Here is a 19,506-nt window from a genome sequence, read left to right on the forward strand (position 1 = left end):
GTGTGTGTTCCAGACGGAGATCGTCGAAGCGAAAAGCAGCTATTCCGCGTACTCAGACACGAAGGCGTCCGCCGTCTCGAACACGGTATCCGCGGCGTCGGGGTCGCGGGCCTCGGCGGCGATTCGAACTAGCGGTTCGGTGCCGCTGGCGCGGATGAGGAACCATCCTTCGTCGAGCGATACGCGCACGCCGTCGATGGTGGTGGCGTCGGCGTAGCGGTCGGTGACGGCCTCCGAAAGGGACGCCATCAGCCCGGTTTTGTCCTCGACGTGGACGTTCTTCCGGCGAATCGGATACTCGCCCACGTCGGCGGCGAGTTCCGACAGCGTCCCGTTCTCGGCGACGAGTTCGGCGAGGCGGCAGGCCGCGAGCGGACCGTCGGGGCACAGCGTCTGGTCGGCCCAAATCCACGCGCCGGACTGCTCGCCGCCGAAGACGACGCCGGGTTCGGTCGCTCGCTCGGCGACGTACACGTCGCCGACCTGCGTTCGTACCACGTCCGCGCCCTGTTCTTCCAGCACGTCCTCCACGATGAGGCTGGTATCGACCGGCGTCGCAATCGTTTCGCCGGCGGCGACGTGCTGGCGGGCGAAAAGCGTGAGAAGCACGTCGCCGGAGAGGAAATCGCCGTTCTCGTCAACGGCCATCATGCGGTCCGCGTCGCCGTCGTGGGCGATTCCCAGGTCGGCACCGATCGCGGTGACGTGCTCACAGAGCGACTGGCAGTTCTCCGCGGTGGGTTCGCTGGGGCGGGCGGGGAAACGGCCGTCGGGTTGTGCGTTTAGCGTCTCCACGTCGCACCCGAGTTCGTAGAGTGCGTCGGCGGTGACCGCACCGGCCCCGTTACCGACATCCACCACGACCGAGAGGTCGGCGGGGGAGACGGCCTCGGCGAGGGTTTCGACGTGTTCGTCGTGTGCGCCGCCCCAGTGTGTCTCCTCGCCGGTCGCGTCCCAGTCCGCGAGGTCGAACGCTTCCTCCTCGATGACACAGGTGATCTCCTCGCGCTGGTCCGCGTCGAACGCCTGCCCGGAGGGGTTCCAGAGCTTGATACCGTTGTCCGTCGACGGGTTGTGCGACGCGGTGACGGAAACACCGGCGTCGGCGTCCTTCCATTCGACGCTTCGGGCGACGGTCGGCGTCGAGGCGAGACCGATGTTGATGACGTCCGCGCCGCACTCGCGAAGGCCGGCGGAGAGGGCGTCCATCAGGAATCGACCACTGTCTCGGGGATCGCGCCCGATGACGACGCGCTCTGCGCCGGTCGAGGCGAGCGCTCGACCGACGGACAGTGCGAGGTCTCCGGTAACGACATCGCCGACGGGGCCACGAATTCCGCTGGTTCCGAACATTGATTCGTACGACAGTCGGGACGGGCAAAAGGGTTCCCTTCGTTGAGGACCGTTCAGCGGAGAGCGTCCGTGAGATGGACGTTTGTACCGATTTAGTGGACGATAAATCGTCCACTAAATCGGCATCGAATTGCGGGTGGGATCGGACAAATAGTGAGAGAGTATATCACGCACGGAGTCCAATAGCCTATCGAAACGGACGAGGGAAGATGTACACCGAGATACTCGTGCCGACGGACGGAAGTGCCGGAGCGACCAGCGCACTGGAACACGCGTTTCACTTGGCGGAGAAGTTCGATACCGGACTCCACGTCGTGTACGTCTTCAACACGACCAATAGCCCGCTCGCGCTCGACAACGTACTCACGGACGTGCACAACCCGCCGGGAGAATCCATCGTCGAAGAGGCGGTGCGCGAAGGAGAGGAGCGCGGCCTTTCCATCGAAGGCCACGTACTGAAAGGCGTCCCGTACGAAACCATCGTCGAGTACGCAGCAGAAAACGACATCGGCCTCATCGTGATGGCGACCCACGGTCGAAGCGGCCTCAAACGAGGGGTCGTCGGAAGCGTCACCGAAAACGTCGTTCGTCGGTCGGAAATCCCCGTTCTGACGGTCCAAATGCGGGATATCATCGACAACTCGACTGCTTGAGTTCCGAGCTATCCGAACCCGTATTCCCGAGTTTCCGAACCGGAGTAGGGTCGGCGACAGGGCGGTGAGCGCGAAACTCGGACCGTTTGTGGCAACATGGTGGTGAAAGCACTAACGTTATATTTGAGTATGCGAAACCATAAATTAGATGGGTCGAATTCAGGAGGCGGCAACTCCATGGGTGGAGTAGCGAACGACTGGAAGGAAACCGCTATGGACGAAAAGCGGAGGATTCGATGAAATACTCGCTCCGCGAAGTTCTCTCGTATCTCGGACCGGGATTCATCATCAGCGTCGCGTACATGGACCCGGGGAACTGGGCGACGAACATCTCCGGGGGTGCGAAGTTCGGGCCGGCGCTGCTCTGGGTCATCGTCCTCGCGAGTTTCATGGCGATGGGAATTCAGATAGTCGCGGCGAAACTCGGTATCGCGACGGGGAAGGGCGTCGCTCAGCTCTGTCGGGAGCGGTTTTCCCGTCGCACCGTCATCGTCCTCTGGACCGCTGCGGAACTCGCCATGATAGCGACGGATATGGCGGAGATCATCGGGGCAGCCATCGGGTTCAGCCTCATCTTCTCGCTTCCGTTGTGGGCCGGTGCGATTCTGGCCGGAGCCAGTTCGTTCGCGCTCCTCGGCGTCAGAACGGCGCATAAACGCGGATTTCGATGGGTCGAACTGGTCATCATGTCCTTCGTCGGAATCATCGCGCTCGCGTTCGTCTTCGAGATGGCTCTCGCAAAGCCAACGGGGGGTCAGATCGCACGAGGGCTTTCGCCGGGAATCCCCAACTCGAACGCGCTCTACATCGCCATCGGGATACTCGGGGCCACCGTGATGCCTCACAGCGTCTATCTCCACCCGTACATCGTGCAGGACCGTCGGAGTCGCCTCATCGAGGACGAGGGGGACACCGAGGCGGTCCACCGGCGACACTACGTCCTGGAGAGCGTGGATACCGTCATCGCGCTGTTCGGGGCCATGTTCGTGAACGCCGCGATGCTCATCGTCGCGGCGGCGGCGCTTCAGGGGACGGGCATCGAGACGCTCAATGAAGCGTACGTCACGCTCACGGGCGTGTTCGGCGCGAACGCTAGTTTGGCGTTCGGCATCGCGCTCATCGCCGCCGGCCTCTCCTCGTCGCTCGTTGCGACGATGGCCGGACAGACGGTGATGGACGGCTTCCTCGACCTCAACATCAACGTCTGGATTCGTCGGTCGGTGACGCTCGCGCCCAGTCTCGCCATCGTGATGGCCGGGTTCGACCCGACGTCCGTCCTCGTCGCATCACAGGTCGCACTGAGCTTCGAACTCCCGTTCGTCCTCATCCCGCTGGTCTGGTTCACGCGCGAGGAGGGCATCATGGGGTCGTTCCGTAACTCCTCGCGGACGACGGGCGTCCTCGGCATCGTCATCGCGCTCATCATCGTCCTCAACATCTGGCTCCTCTACTCGACCCTACTCGGCTGACGCGGGCGGCGATTTTAGCCGAGATGATCCAAAATACGTTCGGTGGCTGCTCGGAGGGGATACCTAGACGGGCTGTGGCCCGTCTTCAGGTATCTCGGTCGGTTCCATCGGTTCCTGAACGCGGAATACCATCGCGCCTTCGTTCTCGTAGACGAGTTTGTACCGGTCGGAACCGACGAGGTGTTCGCGCATCCACGGCTTCTGGTATTCATCGACACCGCGGACGGTGTAGTGACCTTTCGGGACGTACACGTAGTCCGGGTCGACGTCGTTCGAAATCATCTTCTTCGTTAGACACGTCTTGCTCGGACAGCGTGACATCCGCTTGTACAAGCCGAGTTGATGCCGGTAGTGGTTGTGGCCCTCCCACTCGACCCCCCACGGCCCGACGAGGATGGCGCGGTCGGTCATGAGCGGAAACCACTCGGCGCTGTCGCCGAGAACGAGGAAGTCGGAATCCGATGCCGTACTCTGCTGGACCCATTCCATCGCGGCCATGTCGTCGTCGTCCACGAACGACGGCTGCGTCGTACTCCCGAGATGGGAGTGGAGGCCGCTCCCGGCGAACGAGATGCCGACGCTCGTAACGAGGATGGTGATGGCGATGACGACGGCGAGCGGCACGGAGCGGGAGTAGCGCGTCTTTTTCGTCCACTGTTGAATCCGTGGGATGATGACCTCGAAGACGAGTATCGCGACCATCATCGCACCGGCGGGGAACTGGAACCGTACTTTTCCGAGCATGTACGCGCCGGTCAGCATCCAAATCGGGAGGAAGAACCGGCGTTTAGCGACGAGGTACGCTGCACCCGCGAACGACCCGATGTAAAACACGATAGGCCATCTCATGTCCAACGGATAGACGAACTGTTTGAGCAGACGGTGAGTCCCGCCGCCGATACCGGTGTGCGTCCCCGAAGCGGCGGTGAAGATGCTGACACCGTGAATGGCGACGATTTGGAGCCACCACGGCGAGGAAATCGCGAGTCCGCCGGCGACCACGGTTGCACCGTACAGCAACCCTCGCGGCGTTCTGCTGAAGGAGACGAACATCACGAGGTACGTCGTTCCGAAGAACACCGTGTAAACTGGGTGGGTGAGTACCGTCAAGCCGAACAGGATGGCTGAGGCGAGGAGCCACTTCCGTTCCCCGGTTTTGAACATTCGGATACCGGTGTATGCGCCGGTCACGACGAACAGAAATGCGGGGGCACGGACGACACCCCCCGCCGAGAGGTGCCACTGGAGAATCGGCGGCGTCACCGCGAGGACGAGCGTGGCGAATCCGGCCCGCGGCGTCGAGTCGAGGACCTCGTGTGCGAGATAGTAGAACGGGACGAGGTACAGAATCGTCACGAGGCCGGGGAGGAACCGGCTGAGCGTAATGGGACCGACACCGGTCACGTCCATGAGTATCGCCGAGACGTAGTACATGAGCGGCGGATAGCCGAACGGAACCCCGTCCTTGGTGTACAGCGGAATTCGAGCGGGAAGGCCGTAGCCGTGGGCACTGATTTCACTGGCGATTTTGAGATATAGCCCGGCCCCGTACGCCGGGTACGGGTGCACAAGAAGATAGGTGAGATACACCAGTACACCGGTTCCTATCGCCGCTGCGAGCCATGCGCGCTCGTCGTTCGCTAACTCGACGATCTTCGATACGACATCCAAGTTTTGTCGTTCGTTGACACCATGTGACATCAGACTTCACTCCAACTTCGATAGTTGACTGACGGGGTAGCCGGGAATCGTCCCTCGGCACCGTTCGATTCGTGCCGTGCAGGTACCCAGCACGACGGATATCCGTTGGCGTGCCGGACGGGGACGAGCGGCGTTGCTCGTACTGAGGGGCAACCGACTATACTTTCTTTCTGGCCGCCGTGCGTACAATTCACATGCGTACTGTTCTCACATCCGACCCCTTCGGAAGGGGAATGCGAAACCGGAGCAGTGTCCGTGGCGAGCAGCACGGAGGTGCGATACGATGATTGGGAGGGCATCTTTTTCATAGCGTGTACGTGGACACTTTTTATTATCGCGTGGCTAAGCCGTTCAAGCACTGTTTGAAGACGGAATAAACGATATAGTACTATCCTACCGTGAAACGGGAGCTATGGAACGATAATAGATGAGACACGTATGGGCAAATATAGCACGGCATAGTTAATTTTTGTGGTGCAAGTGATGTCATGGAAGATGTTCTCAAAGAACATTCACCAGAGAAAGGAAAGAAAGACGTTAAGTTATAAATAATAAAAGGGTAACTCCAACTCTCTGTAGACAACAATACCCATACCGCTCGTTTCAGCCACAACTCCCCCCAGTCTCGTCCCACCGCTGACCCTCTCTCGTCTTCCAAGCGGGACGGTGTCCCAACGGCGTGACGAGGACCTCCCTTACAATGTCACCAACCAAGGAAACTGATCGACACACGGCAGAACCCACTCCGAAGACGCGACGACGTGAACTGCTTGCCGCCCTCGGCATAACGCTCGGTAGCGGGTGTATCGAGGAAGCACGGTCGTTGGTTAGCCGCGATAGCCCGTCACAGATATCCTTCTCGATAAAAACGCTCCCCGCGGATGCGAATCCACGAGCGATCCGCATCGCACAGTTCCTCGCGAGACAACTCCGTACAGTCGGTATCGCCGCCGAAGTCGTCCCGATGGGACGCGTCGAGTTATGGCGAGACGTCCTCCTCAACCAATCGTTCGACTGCTACGTCGGACAGCATCCCGGTATCGACGATCCCGACGAACTCAGGACGCTCCTCCACTCCCGATTCGACGCCGAAACCGGCTGGCAGAACCCGTTCGGCTACGCGAACCTCCGTGTCGACGACCTCCTCACAGCCCAACGAAAACAGAGCGGAAAAAAGCGGACGAAGACGCTCCGGAAGCTACAGCGGGCGATAGCGCGGGATCAACCCTTTTCGGTCGTCGCGTTTCCCGACGAAATCCGAGCGACGCGAACGGACAGTTTCGGTGGTTGGGCGGGATACGAGACGGTTCACTCCCTCTTTGGATATCTCTCGGTACGCGCGAAAGCCGACGGGGAACCGCTCCGAATGACGATACAGGATTCGGCACCGACGGTGAACCTCAACCCGCTCGCGGTCGAGTTCCGAAGCGACGAAACGGTACTCGACCTACTGTATGATTCCCTGGGACGTCGGATAGACGGCGAGGTTCGTCCGTGGCTTGCCCGCTCATGGGAGTGGCTCTCGGCTACGGACACACCCACCGTCACGGTTCATCTCCGGGACGAGTTGTGGTGGCACGACGGCAAGCCACTCACGGCAGAAGACGTCGCATTCACCTACAAATTCCTCGGAGATACCTCGCTCGGGTCGCTCGAAAGCCCGGTTCCAGCACCTCGATTCAGAGACTCGGTTTCGGTGGTGAAGTCGGCAAGGGCTATCGACGACCGAACCGTTCGAATCGAGTTCGAACGTGCCAATCGAGACGTCGCGACGAAGGCGTTTTCCACGCCCGTACTGCCGAAGCACATCTGGAAATCGAAACACGGACAGGCAGAAATCGCCGGATTCGGTGGCGACTCGACCACGACCGAGGCGCTCGTCTGGAGTAACATGGAAGCGGTCGGAAGCGGACCACTACAGTTCAGCGATGCGAAATCGAAGACGTGGCTAACGTTCAAGCGGTTCGACCACCATTTCCTCCGGCATCTCGATACGGGTACGGGTAAACTGGACGCGAACGCCGATTCGACGCCGGAACCCGAGTATCTACAACAGTACGCGGGCGGCCCTGCATTCGAGGAGTTACAGTTCCACGTCGTGCCCTCGGGAGGGGCGGCGGCAAAACTCGTGCTGAGCGACGAGGCCGATGGGACCGCAACGGGAGTCACGGCGAGCCAAGTGCGCAATATCGGACGTTCGGAGAACGTCCAGTTACACGTCGATACGTCGCCAGCGATGTATCACGTCGGTTTCAACGTTCGAAAGGCACCGTTCAGCAACGTTCGCTTCCGGCGAGCGGTCGCTCGGTTGCTCGATAAGAGCTACATCGTCGACGATGTGTTCAGCCAGTACGCCGAACCGGCGGCGAGTCCGTTGGCGCAACACGACTCGTGTGCATCGGAGTTGCGATGGAACGGAACGGACCCGGAGTTACCCTTCCCCGGCGAAGGAGGCACGCTCGACGTCGAAAAAGCGAAGCAGGCGTTCAGGGATGCGGGGTATCGGTACACGAACGGCGGGGACCTACTACAACGATGAACGGTCGAGTCGAGGTTCGGGCGGATGAACGACTGGAAATCGCGGTTCAGACGGGTGAACAGTGGATACGTGGAAAACGGAGAGCACCCGAGAACAAATCGTCGATGGATATTCATCACGAGGTGGATGACGCGTGAGCTTAGGCGAAATCACCGGGTTCGTGCTCGTCGGGGAGCTACTGATGCTCGGTCTTGCCACGACGTTCGTCGTCGGACGGACGGGTCTCAACCGTGCACGTCGGCAGTTCCGCGAGCGACTCCGCGACGTGTACCCGCACCTCGGTCTCCTGCTAGTCGTTCTCGGGGTGAACAAGGTTGCCCGCGAGTACGGGCCCGAACTATCGTGGCTCATCGGATGGAACATCACCAGTCGGATTCACCGGTTCGAAGGCAACTTCGTCGGGGCGATACAGTCGGTCGCACGACCGGAGTTCACGATGTACTTCTCGTTCATGTATATTTACGGCTACGTGTTCCTCCTCGTGTTCCCGTTCATCGCGTATTTCGCACTGACGGATGAAAGACCGCTGAAGAAAGCCGCAGTCGCGTTCACGGTGAATTACAGTCTCGGGCTGGTGTGCTACATCCTGTTCATTTCCTACGGGCCGCGAAACCTGATACCCGACGTCGTTCATCCGCTGCTGTATTCGACGTACCCTGAGTCCCAGATACTGACCGGGCAAGTGAACGCGAACACGAACGTCTTCCCCTCCCTCCACACGTCGCTTTCGGTCAGTTCCGCGCTTCTCGCGTTTCAAACTCGCGAATCATATCCCCGCTGGACCGTCGTTGCTATCCCTATAGCGGCAAGTATCATCTTCGCCACGATGTATCTCGGAATCCACTGGGCGACCGATGTCTGTGCAGGCAGTGTCCTCGGGGTCGGAAGCGTTCTCATCGCGGACCGGTACATTTCGGACGAGTCGCACAAAGGGCATGGGGAAGAAGAATAGAGCAGAACGGACGACGAAAACGGAGAGCAAGGAGCAGGCGAGAAGGAACGGCGAAAGCGAAAAGAGGGAGAACGGAAAGGGGGAGAACGGAAAGGGGCTGAAAAGTGGGAGAGACAGAAAGGGAAAAAGAGATCGCTACGTGATTGGAGTATCGCTCGTTTTCGAGGTAGTTGACAACTGCTCAAAAATAGATCGAATAATGGAATGAATGATGTGTTCGGTTCAGTGATAGATGATGACATAGCGCGTGGAGACACACACACCACGTTTCCAGTGAAATGGGGGAAAGGGAGGTGGGGGTGCAGATGAAATGGGGGTTTGAGGGAATATTATCGGCCGGTAAAGACAGGATATTGATGGATATAGATATTCCACTTCGAAATTGGAGAAAATAAGTGTGAGCGAGGAAATATTGCGGTTAGCGGGGGGACACCGCATTTCCAGTGAAAATAGACGATTTTAAAATTCTGAGTGAGGGGCGGAGAAACGCAGTACATCGGCGAATAGAATCGAGAAAGGATGGAGAAATTACACTGGAAACGTGGTCTCCTTCAGGGGCCGAAAGCCGACGGATAGCCGAACGACAATCGAACGACAACCGGATCATAGCCGAACGACGGCTGAACCATAGCCGAACGACAACCGGATTCAGGACCAAACGACAGCCGAATAATCGGCGGATTTCACTGGAAGCGAGGTGTCCATCACGAAAACAGATATCCATCGACCGTAGACAACGAACCGAGCGGAATAGGATGAATGCTGGCACGAGAAAAACGAACCCACGATAATTCACCGGAAACGTGGTGTGTTACACTGTCGGATTTCACTGGAAACGTGGTGTGAGGACGATCCACAAAACCACACCACGAGACGAACAAACCGCAAGAAAGGAGATGGTCCACGAGGGGAGACGGCAATTGGATAGAAACACGACAATAACGGGATGAAAACGTGATAACACCCGGGTGAGACTGCAACAACACCCGAACGGGATTTCACAACACCCGAGTGGAGACTGCAACAACACCCGAACGAGAACTACACCGACCTATTCGAAACGGTGGAGACACACCACGTTTCCAGTGAAACCGGATCGGGGAAGTAATCCACCTCGGTTTCAGGTGAACCAACCCGTGATACATCATGGGTTACAAATTGTGATTAGCTTAATGGACTTTAACGCTTTGTTAGTATATGTATTTTTCTATCCAGTCCCCGCTAGTGGCAATCTGATGCCATTTGTTCCCGGCAATATTCACCTGTTGGTTCACCACCCACCCACCCTTTCCCCCCATTTCACTGGAAACGTGGTGTGTGTCTCCAATCATTCTCCCGACACAACGGGCACGTCATTGGTGGCGGTATCTCCCGCGAAGATGCCCGAACGACCACTACTCGGGTGTACCATCGTGGGGCGACCACTGTCAGGACGATATACAGAGCTCTCCTTTCCGTTTATTGCTCGGTTGTTTCACGCCCGGAACAGTAAAGGGATTTCACTGGAAACGTGGTGTCCATGAGCGACGCCGACTCGGACGAACTCTTCTCTCGGGAGGACCTCATCTTCGCGAAAAAGGAACTCCTCGAAATCAATCATCTTCCGACTCACGGTCGAATCGTCGGCCGGGACGACGAAATTTCGGCTCTCGCAAACGCGCTGAATCCCGCACTGTTCAACCAGTCACCGAGCAACGTCCTCCTGTACGGGAAAACGGGGACCGGAAAGTCACTCTGTGCGAAACACGTCTCCCGTCGCCTCGTCGACGAAGCCGACGAGGAGGGTGTCACCGTCGGAGTCGCTTACGTGGACTGTGCACAGGACAGCACCGAAACGCAGGCAGTCCAGACGATTGCGAGTACGACGAACACGTCGGAGACGGACATCTCGATTCCTGACAAGGGTATCTCTACCTCCACGTATTATAAGCGTCTCTGGAAAATTCTCGATGCGTTGTACGACGTGGTCGTCATCATCCTCGACGAGATCGACAAACTGGAAAACGACGATATCCTGATGCAACTCTCGCGTGCAGGGGAGGCGGGAAAGCTTCGACACTGCAAGCTCGGCGTCATCGGCATCAGTAACAAGATCAAATATAAAGACCGGATGGACGAGCGAGTCAAGTCGAGTCTCTGTGAACGCGAGTTCGTCTTTCCGCCGTACGACGCCAACCAGCTTCGAGCCATCATGGAGGCCCGTAGCGACGCGTTCAAACAGGGTGTCTTGGAACCCGGAACGATTCCGCTTGCCGCCGCACAGGCCGCACAGGAACACGGTGACGCCCGCAAGGCTATCGACATCCTCCGATACGCGGGCGAACTCGCACAGGCGGAGAACGCGGAGCGAGTTCGGGAAGAGTACGTAAAGAAGGCCCGCGAACGCGCGGAAAACGACCGTTTTCGCGAACTCATTCGCGGCGCGACACCACACTCGAAATACGCGCTGCAAGCGCTCGCGATCCTTTCGTTGGATAATCCCGATGTGGACGCCTTTCGCACGAGTCTGGTGTACGAAGTGTACGAACAGGTCTGTCGGCAGATGGATAGCGACCCGCTTTCGACCCGCCGCGTTCGGGATTTGCTCCGTGAACAGGCGTTCCTCGACGTGATCGAACAAGCCCGTCAGAGCGGGGGGAGCGCAGAAGGGAGCTACACCGAGCATCGACTCCTCGAAGATCCACAGGTCGTGAAAAAAGTGCTCGTCACCGAGGAGTAAACGGTTTGGTCGTTGAGAAGTATACAGCTTCGTCGTCGAAGGAGGACGGTCGAGGGCAATGGAGACCAGCGCGGCAGGGATTTTAGTGAGGCAGGAATTTTAGCGAGACAGAGTTTCCGGTGAACTGGATGCGATCAGCTACTACCCCATCGTTCTCGGCATCGTTCGTCACAGAAGGCACGTATCCGAAATCCACTCCCATCGTCGTCAGCAATTACGGGGTGCCATCGGTGGGTTTCGACCCGCGAACCACAGCAGGAACACGTTTCGACGTTCGTCCTCGTTTCGCTTGGATTCGCCGTTCTCGTCCCCTTTGATACCAGACATCCTTGTCCGTCGTTTCCGTTCATCGCTCTCTTCTCGTATATCACACACATCCATTCTAATATATAATTTTCTCTTCATTTTGTATCGTGTCTACGTTGGTTGAAAATTCTGAAAATAATCAGTATTCGATCATATCCTGCCGTTTTTTATCTCGGTTTCGTCGCTTGCGTTCGTGATAGAGCGTGGCCTCTGTCCGGAGAAGCGTAATTACGAATGCCGAGACCGTCTCGACGAAACCGACTCGGCGAAGTTGAACCGCCGAAATCGACCCCTCAAAGCTAACCTCTCAAAGTCGACCCCTCAAAGCTAACCCATCGAGATCGGACCGACCACCATTACTTCGATATCAACCGAGACCTCGAAACGGGCTGATTTCTACGTATCGATGTCGGTTCCCGATTCCGAATCCAGTCCTAAATCGGGTTGAATGAATTCCGTGACGTACACGGGTATCGAGTCGCTACTCCGTGCCCGGCGAACGACCAACTGGAACGTCAGCACCCCAAGGACGATGAGTGCGAGATTCGCCGACTGGTTGTTCGCGTAAACGAGGTCGAACGTATGTGGCGTATCGAGCAGCGGATATAGCGGTTTGATACCCATCGGCGTGATGACGTCTCCTGCGAGATGACAACAGATGCCGCCGAACCCCGTAACGAACCCGTACAGCGCTTCTTCGCGTTTACCATCCAATGCGAGTGGCTTGAGCCAGTATGCGAGGAGGGCGAGAACTCCTCCGGCAAGGAGCGCCGCCCAAAACGTATGGGTGATTCCTCTGTGTCCGAACTGTGCGATGTGAAGGTCGATGTCGGGAGCCATTCCCATCGGAAGCGCTGTTACAACTACTATTTTTGCCGCCCGTGTCTCTTCCCGCGTGACGAGGCCGAAAACGACGAATCCGAACACGGCCAGTACGATTCCGAAGTGACCGATCGGATTCATGGGGTCACCGACTGCTTGACATCCTCTGCCATTATCAAACCGTCCTACGTAACATTCCTCCCAAAACGTACTGCTTCAACCGTGTAGACTTTAAGTTCCAATGGAGATGGTCTCTTTATCTAACTTATTGGTGTTTCCCGGCTACATTGTCGTATTCGACTATAATGACGCCGTTCTATCACTAACTCTTCCCTCCTATAGCTAGTCCAACCGCTCTTTCGAATCCGACGTGCTGGCCGTCGCACGTCCGATCTCGGTCCCTCAGTAGCTTCTCTCAGTCACTCGATGGTTTCCCTCAGTCACTCGATGATTTCCCTCAGTCACTCAGTAGTCTCCCAGTCATTCGGTGGTCTCTCAGTCACGTTAGTGGTCTTTTTTGGTCACGGCCAGCGCACTTCCGATGAGTTGTTCCGTATCCCTGCGGAGTCGCTGTGAGATCGCGGACGTCGAGATATCGAGTTCGTGTGCGAGTTCGTTCTGCGAGATTCGACGCGGAATCTCGTAGTATCCACACTCGAACGCCATCCGAAGCAGTTGCTTTTGCTTCTCGGTCAACCCGACGACGTCGGTTTCTTTGTGATCCGTCGCGTTACCCAACTGGTTGACGCGGAACGTTACGTCGTTTTCCAAGCAGTATTCCCGGAACGAGACGAGCGCTTGTCGGGTCGGTATCTGCATTCTCACGACCCAGCCGCCATCACCGCTTTCCACGTCGAGTATTCGCGCGTCGAGTTCAGGGCATCGCGGCGCGATGAGTTCGACGGTGGAAACTGGTTCGAGGCGATATACACGGCGACCTTCGTACGTTTCAACCAGCACCGGTTCGGCAACCGTGTAGTCCTGCTGTAACTCACGTTCGAACGTCTCGAAATCCTCGCCCCGAACCGAGATGAAGAGATGTTTGGGGGTTGTTCCAGTCAAATGCTCGGTTTCGATGGTAACGTCGGAGACGGCTTTGATCGTGGGAGAAAGAAGTAGGTCAGGGCCCGAGAGAGAGACTTCGGCGACGATATCGTACAGTTTTTGTTCTATACCCGCTTTTTCGCTGCTCGCTACCGTCGGTGTCGATTTCGTCAGGTTACCAGAGTGTAGCTGATTAGTGACATTATTGGATTCTCCACTCATCTCTATTGTATATAATTGTCGGCCGACAGATGGGTGTTATAGCTATATTTGTAGCCGATTTTGGTCCGTGCTTCAATATGTATAAATTCTCCTCGAAATTCACCTGTCTTCGAACAGGGCGGTAAGCAAGTTTCGTTCCGATGCACGAAGGTGACGGTTAAACGTCGGCTGTGAGACATCGAGCGATTTCGCTATCTCTTGGCCGGTACTTTCCCGCGGCCATTCGAAGAAGCCGCTCCAGTATGCCGTTTCCAGTGCTTCCGACTGGCGGTCGGTGAGCCGATGTCGCAGCTGCGCTCGAAAGTCCTGTTCGGTCTGTACCGGTCGGTTCCGTTTCCGACGAGCGATGAGTTCCGTGTTACTGTAGCGGTTTTGGAACGTTTCGACGAACCGTCGAACGTCGGCCGTCTGTGGGAGTTCGACCGTAAGTCTCGCTTCCGAACCCTCCGCGGTCGCCGCTTTCGGAACCGCACCGTGATCGAGTAGTAGCGAAATCACGTTCGCCCCCGTCATGGTGCATTCGAACAAATCCTTCTCGTCGTCGCCGGTGACGTGTCTGATGTCGTTGACGACGAGCGATTGATCCGAGAACGCGGCCACCGACTCCGGCGTGGTTCCTTCCGTGGTAAAGAACAACCGAAGTGTGTCATCGGTCTCTCGAATGACACTCTCGAACTCGAACCGACAGTCGGCCGTCTCGACGAACTTGATGAGCGTAAACTGCGGATCTCGGACCTGAAACTCCAGTTCGACCGCGCTGTCGCTGACGAGCGCCTTTTTGCTTTCGACGGCGTTGATGGCGTAGGCGGTCCCCCTTCCGATGCTTTCGAGTAGTGCCTGCTCATCGTCGTTGAACACGTCCGGGTCGCCAGCATAGACGGTAAGGACTCCGTAGATACTCCCGCCGTAGATGAGCGGAACGCTGACCGCCGCTCGATAGCCTCGTTTGAGGGCCTCCTGCCGCCACGCTTCGTACGGGGGGTCGCCAAGCAGGTCGTCGTCGATGGTCGTCTCCCTCTTTCGAACGGACCGCCACGCCGTCGTTTGGTCCGTTTCGTCGCTCGTCTCCGAGAGTTCGTCGAGAAACGCCTGTTCGTCGCCGACCCACGTCCGACCCGAGAGTTGGTCGGTCGTCGCGTCGTACTCGCCTATCCACGCGAATTGGTACGGGGCCGCGTTCGTCAACCGCTTGCAGACGGCGTGTTCGATGTCGCCCCGAGTGTCCGCCTCGGCGAGCGCACCGAAAACGTCCTGAAGGACCGTTTCCCGGCGGTGGGTGTGTTCGAGTGCCGTTTCCGTCTCCGACAGTGCCGCCTCCTGCGTTGACAGTTCCCATTCCCGGTCGAGGCGGGCAAACGCCGTTTCGGCGTTCGAAACAAGCATTTCCACCAGCGTTTCCCTCCTGTCGGCGTCTTCCGTTTCGATTTCGTTCTCTTCGTCGATGACTATCAGGACCCCGTGCCGTCCGAGCGGGAAAGCAGTATGACGTGTGACCTTGTTGTCTCCATTCCCCTTGCTGGTTCGCTTTTCGGCGTCGAGGAACGCCTTCCAGCCCAGTCCGCCGTCGGCGTCGAACAGTCGTTCGTCGGGTTCGGCGACGCCTTCCCACGCAACCGACCGAAGCGCCCCTTCTTCGCTGTCGTATCGGGCGACGATTGCGGACGAGTAATCGAGGTCGGTGTGGACGGCGGCGACGATCGTTTCAGCGATTCGGTCCTCCGTTTCGGCGTCCGTTAGTCGCTTCATCGAGTCCTGAACCGCCGAGAGTCGCTCGTTCCGGCGTCTTTGACTTCCGAGTCGATTTATCCGTTGTGACAGTACCCTTTCTCCTTCGACCGTCGGTATCCACTCCGCGAGATTCCTGTCGAGAACGTCTTGAACGACACGGTCAACCGTATTGGAGATGACGAGACGGGGAAGGGACGGACACGACTGTTGTACGTCCTCGAAAAGAGTGACAACGTCCGCATCTATCCCCTCAACCGTACATACGACACAATCTGACATCTCCAGTATTTCGGACCGAACGGGGGTAGTCGCAGTTTCGACGAGGACGTTCGACTGCTCTCGAAGCGTCGTTATCACTCCCTCATCGTTGGGCGGGGGAACGAAGAGGACACGAACTGCTTCAATCATTGTTTTCTTCGGGGGAAGGGATACCTTGTACGACCAGCGAAATCACCTTATTCTTCCGATTCTGTCCAGTTGTAGGTAATTGGTGGTCGCTAAACTCGTCGTGCTCGGTCGGTTGTCACCCTTCTACCGGTAAAATCGTGGCCGTATCGACTTAAATCCAGAAATCTATTCCGAATGGTTTCAATCCGTTTCAAACCGCGTTTATCGACGCTATTCGGCCTCTCTCCTCGATCCTCCGATAGTATCATCCAAAAATCATTTCCTCGACTCTATCGAACTACTGATCGCTTTTCGGGTCGAACACCGACGCCACCTCCGGGTATCGTCGTCCTATCGCGGGGGAGTGCGTTCCGATGACCTCTCGCTGTGCGTCGATTGGTTGAGGCCCATTTGTATCACTACTCCATTTGGATTTCAACGGAAGTGCGGGAATGCTTTGAACAACGTGCTAATCCACCGCCGCTAAGCAGGGTAGTTGGCGGGGGAAACATGCTCCCACCCAAATCATTTGTTCGGGAACTGGGTCATCGATTGCTGACCTTGTTCCGATCACAAGCAGTTGCAGATTTTCTTAATGAAGTAGATAATAATATACGGCCCGATCATTATGAATAATAGCGGACGTCGGGTTATGGGAGTGCGGAGTGCACGCTCGACGTTCGCTTGCGGTGACATAATCGTCAAAGGGGAATGGAGGGAGGGGTGGGGGTCCGGGTGCGTAATTAAGGGACCATTCGCATGTATGCAAGTCTGCCTGTATAGGTTTTACCTTCTTCGAGAAGTTCTTGACCGGGCGCTGTCCTCGATTCCGAGTTGCTCATGTGTCTGCCGCTGTTTTATACTCTGCCCGTGAGAACCCCCGCGTGTCCGCTTGAAAGAGTGGACATGAAAACGATGGACGAACGACGTTCCACGGTCGTCTCGTCCACGCTGATTACCTCGGGAAGTACGATCGTCGCTGGCGGTCACACCGCTGGCTGGCTATTAATCCTTCTCGGAGTAATCTCGTGGACTGTCGACGGGGATTCGTTGGTGTAGGATCCATCCCCGTCGGCACACGTCGCATATTATTTTGTTTTCGCGACGCCGAGCACCCGTGCTCGACAGTAGTGTCTACAGTGCCCCGATAAATGAGTCTTTTCCATGGAACGACCCGCGGAACGATTGTATGCCGCGCGCACAGATTGAGACGGCACCCCCGAGTGTGATCCACTTCCGATTACGAATCTAATCGGAATTGATGGTATTCCTCGGAAAACCGCATGACTGCGGTGACTTTAACTCCAAATAAACTATATGATGCTATATCAATTCCTATCGGTGGTTATCATTCCACGGTTCATTCCGTCAATCTCCGAAATATAGTCGGACTTTTTGTGCAAAATCTGATATTTTTCACCAGTCGCTCGTCCCCATATCGATGGTCATTCCCGCCGGGTGGCGCCGATTTTCAGAAGAGATACCGTCCGTCCGTCTTCACACGTTGACGACAAGAGCTCCTTGTGGATCGCTATCGCTGGTATCCGTTGAGTTCTCCGATACGTCTTTTGCAGGAATTAGTCGGCGTGAGGAGCGACGGTTTCCGTTTCCTCGCTCGTCATATTCGTCGTGAGCTCGTTCGCCAGCTTGAGTACTGCTTCTCGGTGGTCGTTTTTCGAGTGGTGAATAGAAGTCGGCCGCGTATTTTGTTCCTCGTACCCCACGGGGTCATATGTGGAATCGGTTTGTGCCTCAAACCGTGTTCGTACTTCGGAAAGCAGTCCGTGCAGATGAATGAGCTCTTGTTTTTTCATCCCGACGACAACTAACGACCGAACCCCTATAGTATTTCCTTGAGACAACCTCGCATACGATGACTCGGGTGAATAGGAGTAGCTTCCAGCTTCCGTTTTTACGGCCCCGATACTGATCGGTGAAAGGAAAACTCAAGAGCAGTTTCCTTTGCCATCGATGCTAACTGGGACTCGTCGGTCGTCTCGACGCACGGGACGAACCTTGACGAACGCGAGTAACTCTATTCGACGGTGTGTTCGGACGAACGGGGCGACTTTGGACGGGGCTGGTGTTGGTACTCATCGGCGCGTGCTTCTCTTCGTGCATTTCATCTTCGGCGTCGACACGCCGCTGGTGCTGCTCGCAGTCGGCGTGTTGGTCCTCCCGCCGGAACGCTCGCCATCGCGGTTGCACAGCGAGAGCGCCCGGTCTGACTGCACAGGACTGCTGTGCCATCGCTAGTCCCACTACTCGTTGGCATCCCCCGGCTCCGGGAGCGTTATCCCGTCGACCTTCTCAAAACCGTCCAAACCATACGGATCACAAAAACCATACAAACCATACAAACCATACAAACCATACAAACTCACAAAACTATTCAATCTCTCAAAACCAGTTTTGCTGTCAAAACTCCTGGTCAACACCCGTATAGAGCTGAACCCCGCCGCGATGCTCGGATAGCAAAACCGGTTTTGCTAGCCGAGACGGTTTGGATTATACCGAAGAAGTGGCGTTTTGGGGCTGTAACGGCTTATTTACAAACGTCTGACGCGCTTTTATGTGGTTCGGACGGTTTTGCGATTTTGTATGTCCGACACAGCCAAAATCGCCGTCTCGAACCAGAAGGGCGGGGTCGGCAAGACCACGGTGGCGATCAACGTCGCAGGGGCGTTACACCACCGTGGACACGACGTGTTGTTCGTCGACCTCGACCCACAGGGAAACGCCACCGAAGGACTCGGCTTGGAAGCGGAGTACGAGGCACAACCGCCGACCTTGTTCGATGCGCTGACCGACCACGAAGCGCGCGAGGAAGTCGATTCGCTCGTCGTCTCCCACGAGGAGATGGACGTCCTCCCGAGCAACATCGACATGACCAGCGTCGAGCCGGAACTCACGATGGCGATGCGCGGACGTGAGCGCTTGATACAGGTCCTCGATGCACTCGATACCGACTACGACGTCATCATCATCGACTGTCCGCCGTATCTCGGTAACCTCACCGACAACGCTCTGCTCGCCGCGGAAAACGTCCTCATCCCCGCGCTCGCCGAATCGACGAGCAAGCGTGCGCTGGAGATCCTCTTCGACCAGATGGAGGTTCTCGAAGCGGAGTACGACACGCAGATTCGTGACCTCGGACTCGTCGCCAACCGCGTCGAGACGACTAACGAAGCGGACGCGATGCTCACGTGGTTCGACGACGTTTTCACCGATATCCCGGTTTGGGAGGTCAGAAAACGGGTCACGCTCCAGCGTGCGTTCTCCGCCGGGTGTTCCGTCTTCGAATTCGAAGAGGAGTGTGACATGGCGGCCGTATTCCTCACCGTTGCCGAGGACCTCGAACGGCAGTTCGACTTGGCGGGGGTGTCCGCATGAGCGACGAGAGTCGCGCCGACCGCCTCCGCCGTCGCCGTGCGAAGCGTGAGAAACAGACCGAAGCGTCCGAATCCGGCGAACGCGTCGACGCTTCGCCGGAAAATGAAACGGACGTCGCGGCGGAATCGTCGGGGACCGACGCCGTCGCGGTCGACGAAACCGGCGACGCGAGCGAACGGGAGAGCGTGAAGGCGACCCGCGTCGGGACCTACATGTAT

General features: G+C 57.2%; 15 protein-coding genes and 1 pseudogene. 10 read left to right on the forward strand and 6 right to left on the reverse strand.

Going from position 1 to position 19,506, the window contains the following annotated elements; translation table 11 throughout:
- Nucleotides 1-39: 39 nt before the first annotated feature.
- Entirely contained in the window at nt 40-1,353 is a 1,314-nt protein-coding gene (gene glmM, locus LJF34_RS27545) for a phosphoglucosamine mutase (protein WP_231189797.1), read from the reverse strand.
- Nucleotides 1,354-1,562: 209 nt separating this feature from the next.
- On the opposite strand from glmM, the gene LJF34_RS27550 reads away from it, so the two are divergent.
- Nucleotides 1,563-2,006, forward strand: a complete 444-nt coding sequence (locus LJF34_RS27550; RefSeq protein ID WP_231189807.1) for a universal stress protein — start codon at nt 1,563-1,565, stop codon at nt 2,004-2,006.
- Between the two features lie 197 nt (nt 2,007-2,203).
- Nucleotides 2,204-3,475 (forward strand): Nramp family divalent metal transporter, encoded by a 1,272-nt coding sequence (locus tag LJF34_RS27555; RefSeq protein WP_255666521.1) that lies wholly within the window; start codon nt 2,204-2,206, stop codon nt 3,473-3,475.
- 63 nt (nt 3,476-3,538) lie between these two features.
- Here LJF34_RS27555 and LJF34_RS27560 read toward each other — a convergent pair whose 3' ends face one another.
- Nucleotides 3,539-5,146 carry a glycosyltransferase family 39 protein gene (locus tag LJF34_RS27560; RefSeq protein WP_231189809.1) on the reverse strand — a complete coding sequence of 536 codons (1,608 nt, stop codon included), beginning with the start codon at nt 5,144-5,146 and terminating at the stop codon, nt 3,539-3,541.
- Between the two features lie 730 nt (nt 5,147-5,876).
- On the opposite strand from LJF34_RS27560, the gene LJF34_RS27565 reads away from it, so the two are divergent.
- The 5 genes from LJF34_RS27565 to LJF34_RS27585 all read left to right on the forward strand — a co-directional run bounded on the left by LJF34_RS27565 (nt 5,877) and on the right by LJF34_RS27585 (nt 11,386).
- Nucleotides 5,877-7,715: an ABC transporter substrate-binding protein gene (locus LJF34_RS27565; RefSeq protein ID WP_231189810.1), complete on the forward strand. Its 1,839-nt coding sequence runs from the start codon at nt 5,877-5,879 to the stop codon at nt 7,713-7,715.
- A complete protein-coding gene (locus LJF34_RS27570) occupies nt 7,712-7,852 on the forward strand; it encodes a hypothetical protein (protein WP_231189811.1) in 141 nt (46 codons plus the stop codon). The genes LJF34_RS27565 and LJF34_RS27570 overlap by 4 nt, the downstream gene beginning before the upstream one ends.
- Nucleotides 7,849-8,667: a phosphatase PAP2 family protein gene (locus tag LJF34_RS27575; RefSeq protein WP_231189814.1), complete on the forward strand. Its 819-nt coding sequence runs from the start codon at nt 7,849-7,851 to the stop codon at nt 8,665-8,667. Before LJF34_RS27570 ends, LJF34_RS27575 begins: the two co-directional genes overlap by 4 nt.
- Nucleotides 8,651-8,875: a hypothetical protein gene (locus LJF34_RS27580; RefSeq protein WP_231189817.1), complete on the forward strand. Its 225-nt coding sequence runs from the start codon at nt 8,651-8,653 to the stop codon at nt 8,873-8,875. Before LJF34_RS27575 ends, LJF34_RS27580 begins: the two co-directional genes overlap by 17 nt.
- A 1,311-nt stretch (nt 8,876-10,186) precedes the next feature.
- Complete coding sequence (locus LJF34_RS27585) at nt 10,187-11,386, forward strand: orc1/cdc6 family replication initiation protein (RefSeq protein WP_231189631.1); 1,200 nt, start codon at nt 10,187-10,189, stop codon at nt 11,384-11,386.
- A gap of 702 nt (nt 11,387-12,088) precedes the next feature.
- Here LJF34_RS27585 and LJF34_RS27590 read toward each other — a convergent pair.
- The 4 genes from LJF34_RS27590 to LJF34_RS27605 form a co-directional block, all read right to left on the reverse strand.
- A complete protein-coding gene (locus LJF34_RS27590; protein ID WP_231189633.1) occupies nt 12,089-12,655 on the reverse strand; it encodes a metal-dependent hydrolase in 567 nt (188 codons plus the stop codon).
- A 363-nt stretch (nt 12,656-13,018) separates the two neighbouring features.
- Nucleotides 13,019-13,732 carry a helix-turn-helix domain-containing protein gene (locus LJF34_RS27595; protein WP_231189822.1) on the reverse strand — a complete coding sequence of 238 codons (714 nt, stop codon included), beginning with the start codon at nt 13,730-13,732 and terminating at the stop codon, nt 13,019-13,021.
- Nucleotides 13,733-13,879: 147 nt separating this feature from the next.
- Nucleotides 13,880-15,916, reverse strand: a complete 2,037-nt coding sequence (locus tag LJF34_RS27600) for a bacterio-opsin activator domain-containing protein (RefSeq protein WP_231189635.1) — start codon at nt 15,914-15,916, stop codon at nt 13,880-13,882.
- Between the two features lie 1,556 nt (nt 15,917-17,472).
- Nucleotides 17,473-17,709 carry a UPF0058 family protein gene (locus LJF34_RS27605; protein ID WP_231189637.1) on the reverse strand — a complete coding sequence of 79 codons (237 nt, stop codon included), beginning with the start codon at nt 17,707-17,709 and terminating at the stop codon, nt 17,473-17,475.
- 301 nt (nt 17,710-18,010) lie between these two features.
- Between LJF34_RS27605 and LJF34_RS27610 the strand changes: the two genes are divergently transcribed.
- The 3 genes and pseudogenes from LJF34_RS27610 to LJF34_RS27620 all read left to right on the forward strand — a co-directional run.
- Complete coding sequence (locus LJF34_RS27610; RefSeq protein WP_231189639.1) at nt 18,011-18,151, forward strand: hypothetical protein; 141 nt, start codon at nt 18,011-18,013, stop codon at nt 18,149-18,151.
- A 345-nt stretch (nt 18,152-18,496) separates the two neighbouring features.
- On the forward strand, nt 18,497-19,288 hold the full coding sequence (locus LJF34_RS27615; protein WP_231189641.1) for a ParA family protein: 792 nt from the start codon (nt 18,497-18,499) through the stop codon (nt 19,286-19,288).
- A pseudogene (locus LJF34_RS27620) lies at nt 19,285-19,506 on the forward strand (hypothetical protein); the annotation flags it as partial. The gene LJF34_RS27615 and the pseudogene LJF34_RS27620, both read left to right, overlap by 4 nt.

The sequence above is a fragment of the Haladaptatus sp. DYF46 genome, from assembly GCF_021083305.1.
Lineage (GTDB): Archaea > Halobacteriota > Halobacteria > Halobacteriales > Haladaptataceae > Haladaptatus.

Coding starts and splice junctions, on each gene's coding strand:
- LJF34_RS27565 (WP_231189810.1), top strand. CDS start 5,877: ATGTCACCAACCAAGGAAACTGATCGACACACGGCAGAACCCACTCCG.
- LJF34_RS27570 (WP_231189811.1), top strand. CDS start 7,712: ATGAACGGTCGAGTCGAGGTTCGGGCGGATGAACGACTGGAAATCGCG.
- LJF34_RS27605 (WP_231189637.1), bottom strand. CDS start 17,709: ATGAAAAAACAAGAGCTCATTCATCTGCACGGACTGCTTTCCGAAGTA.
- glmM (WP_231189797.1), bottom strand. CDS start 1,353: ATGTTCGGAACCAGCGGAATTCGTGGCCCCGTCGGCGATGTCGTTACC.
- LJF34_RS27590 (WP_231189633.1), bottom strand. CDS start 12,655: ATGAATCCGATCGGTCACTTCGGAATCGTACTGGCCGTGTTCGGATTC.
- LJF34_RS27580 (WP_231189817.1), top strand. CDS start 8,651: ATGGGGAAGAAGAATAGAGCAGAACGGACGACGAAAACGGAGAGCAAG.
- LJF34_RS27600 (WP_231189635.1), bottom strand. CDS start 15,916: ATGATTGAAGCAGTTCGTGTCCTCTTCGTTCCCCCGCCCAACGATGAG.
- LJF34_RS27585 (WP_231189631.1), top strand. CDS start 10,187: ATGAGCGACGCCGACTCGGACGAACTCTTCTCTCGGGAGGACCTCATC.
- LJF34_RS27550 (WP_231189807.1), top strand. CDS start 1,563: ATGTACACCGAGATACTCGTGCCGACGGACGGAAGTGCCGGAGCGACC.
- LJF34_RS27615 (WP_231189641.1), top strand. CDS start 18,497: ATGTCCGACACAGCCAAAATCGCCGTCTCGAACCAGAAGGGCGGGGTC.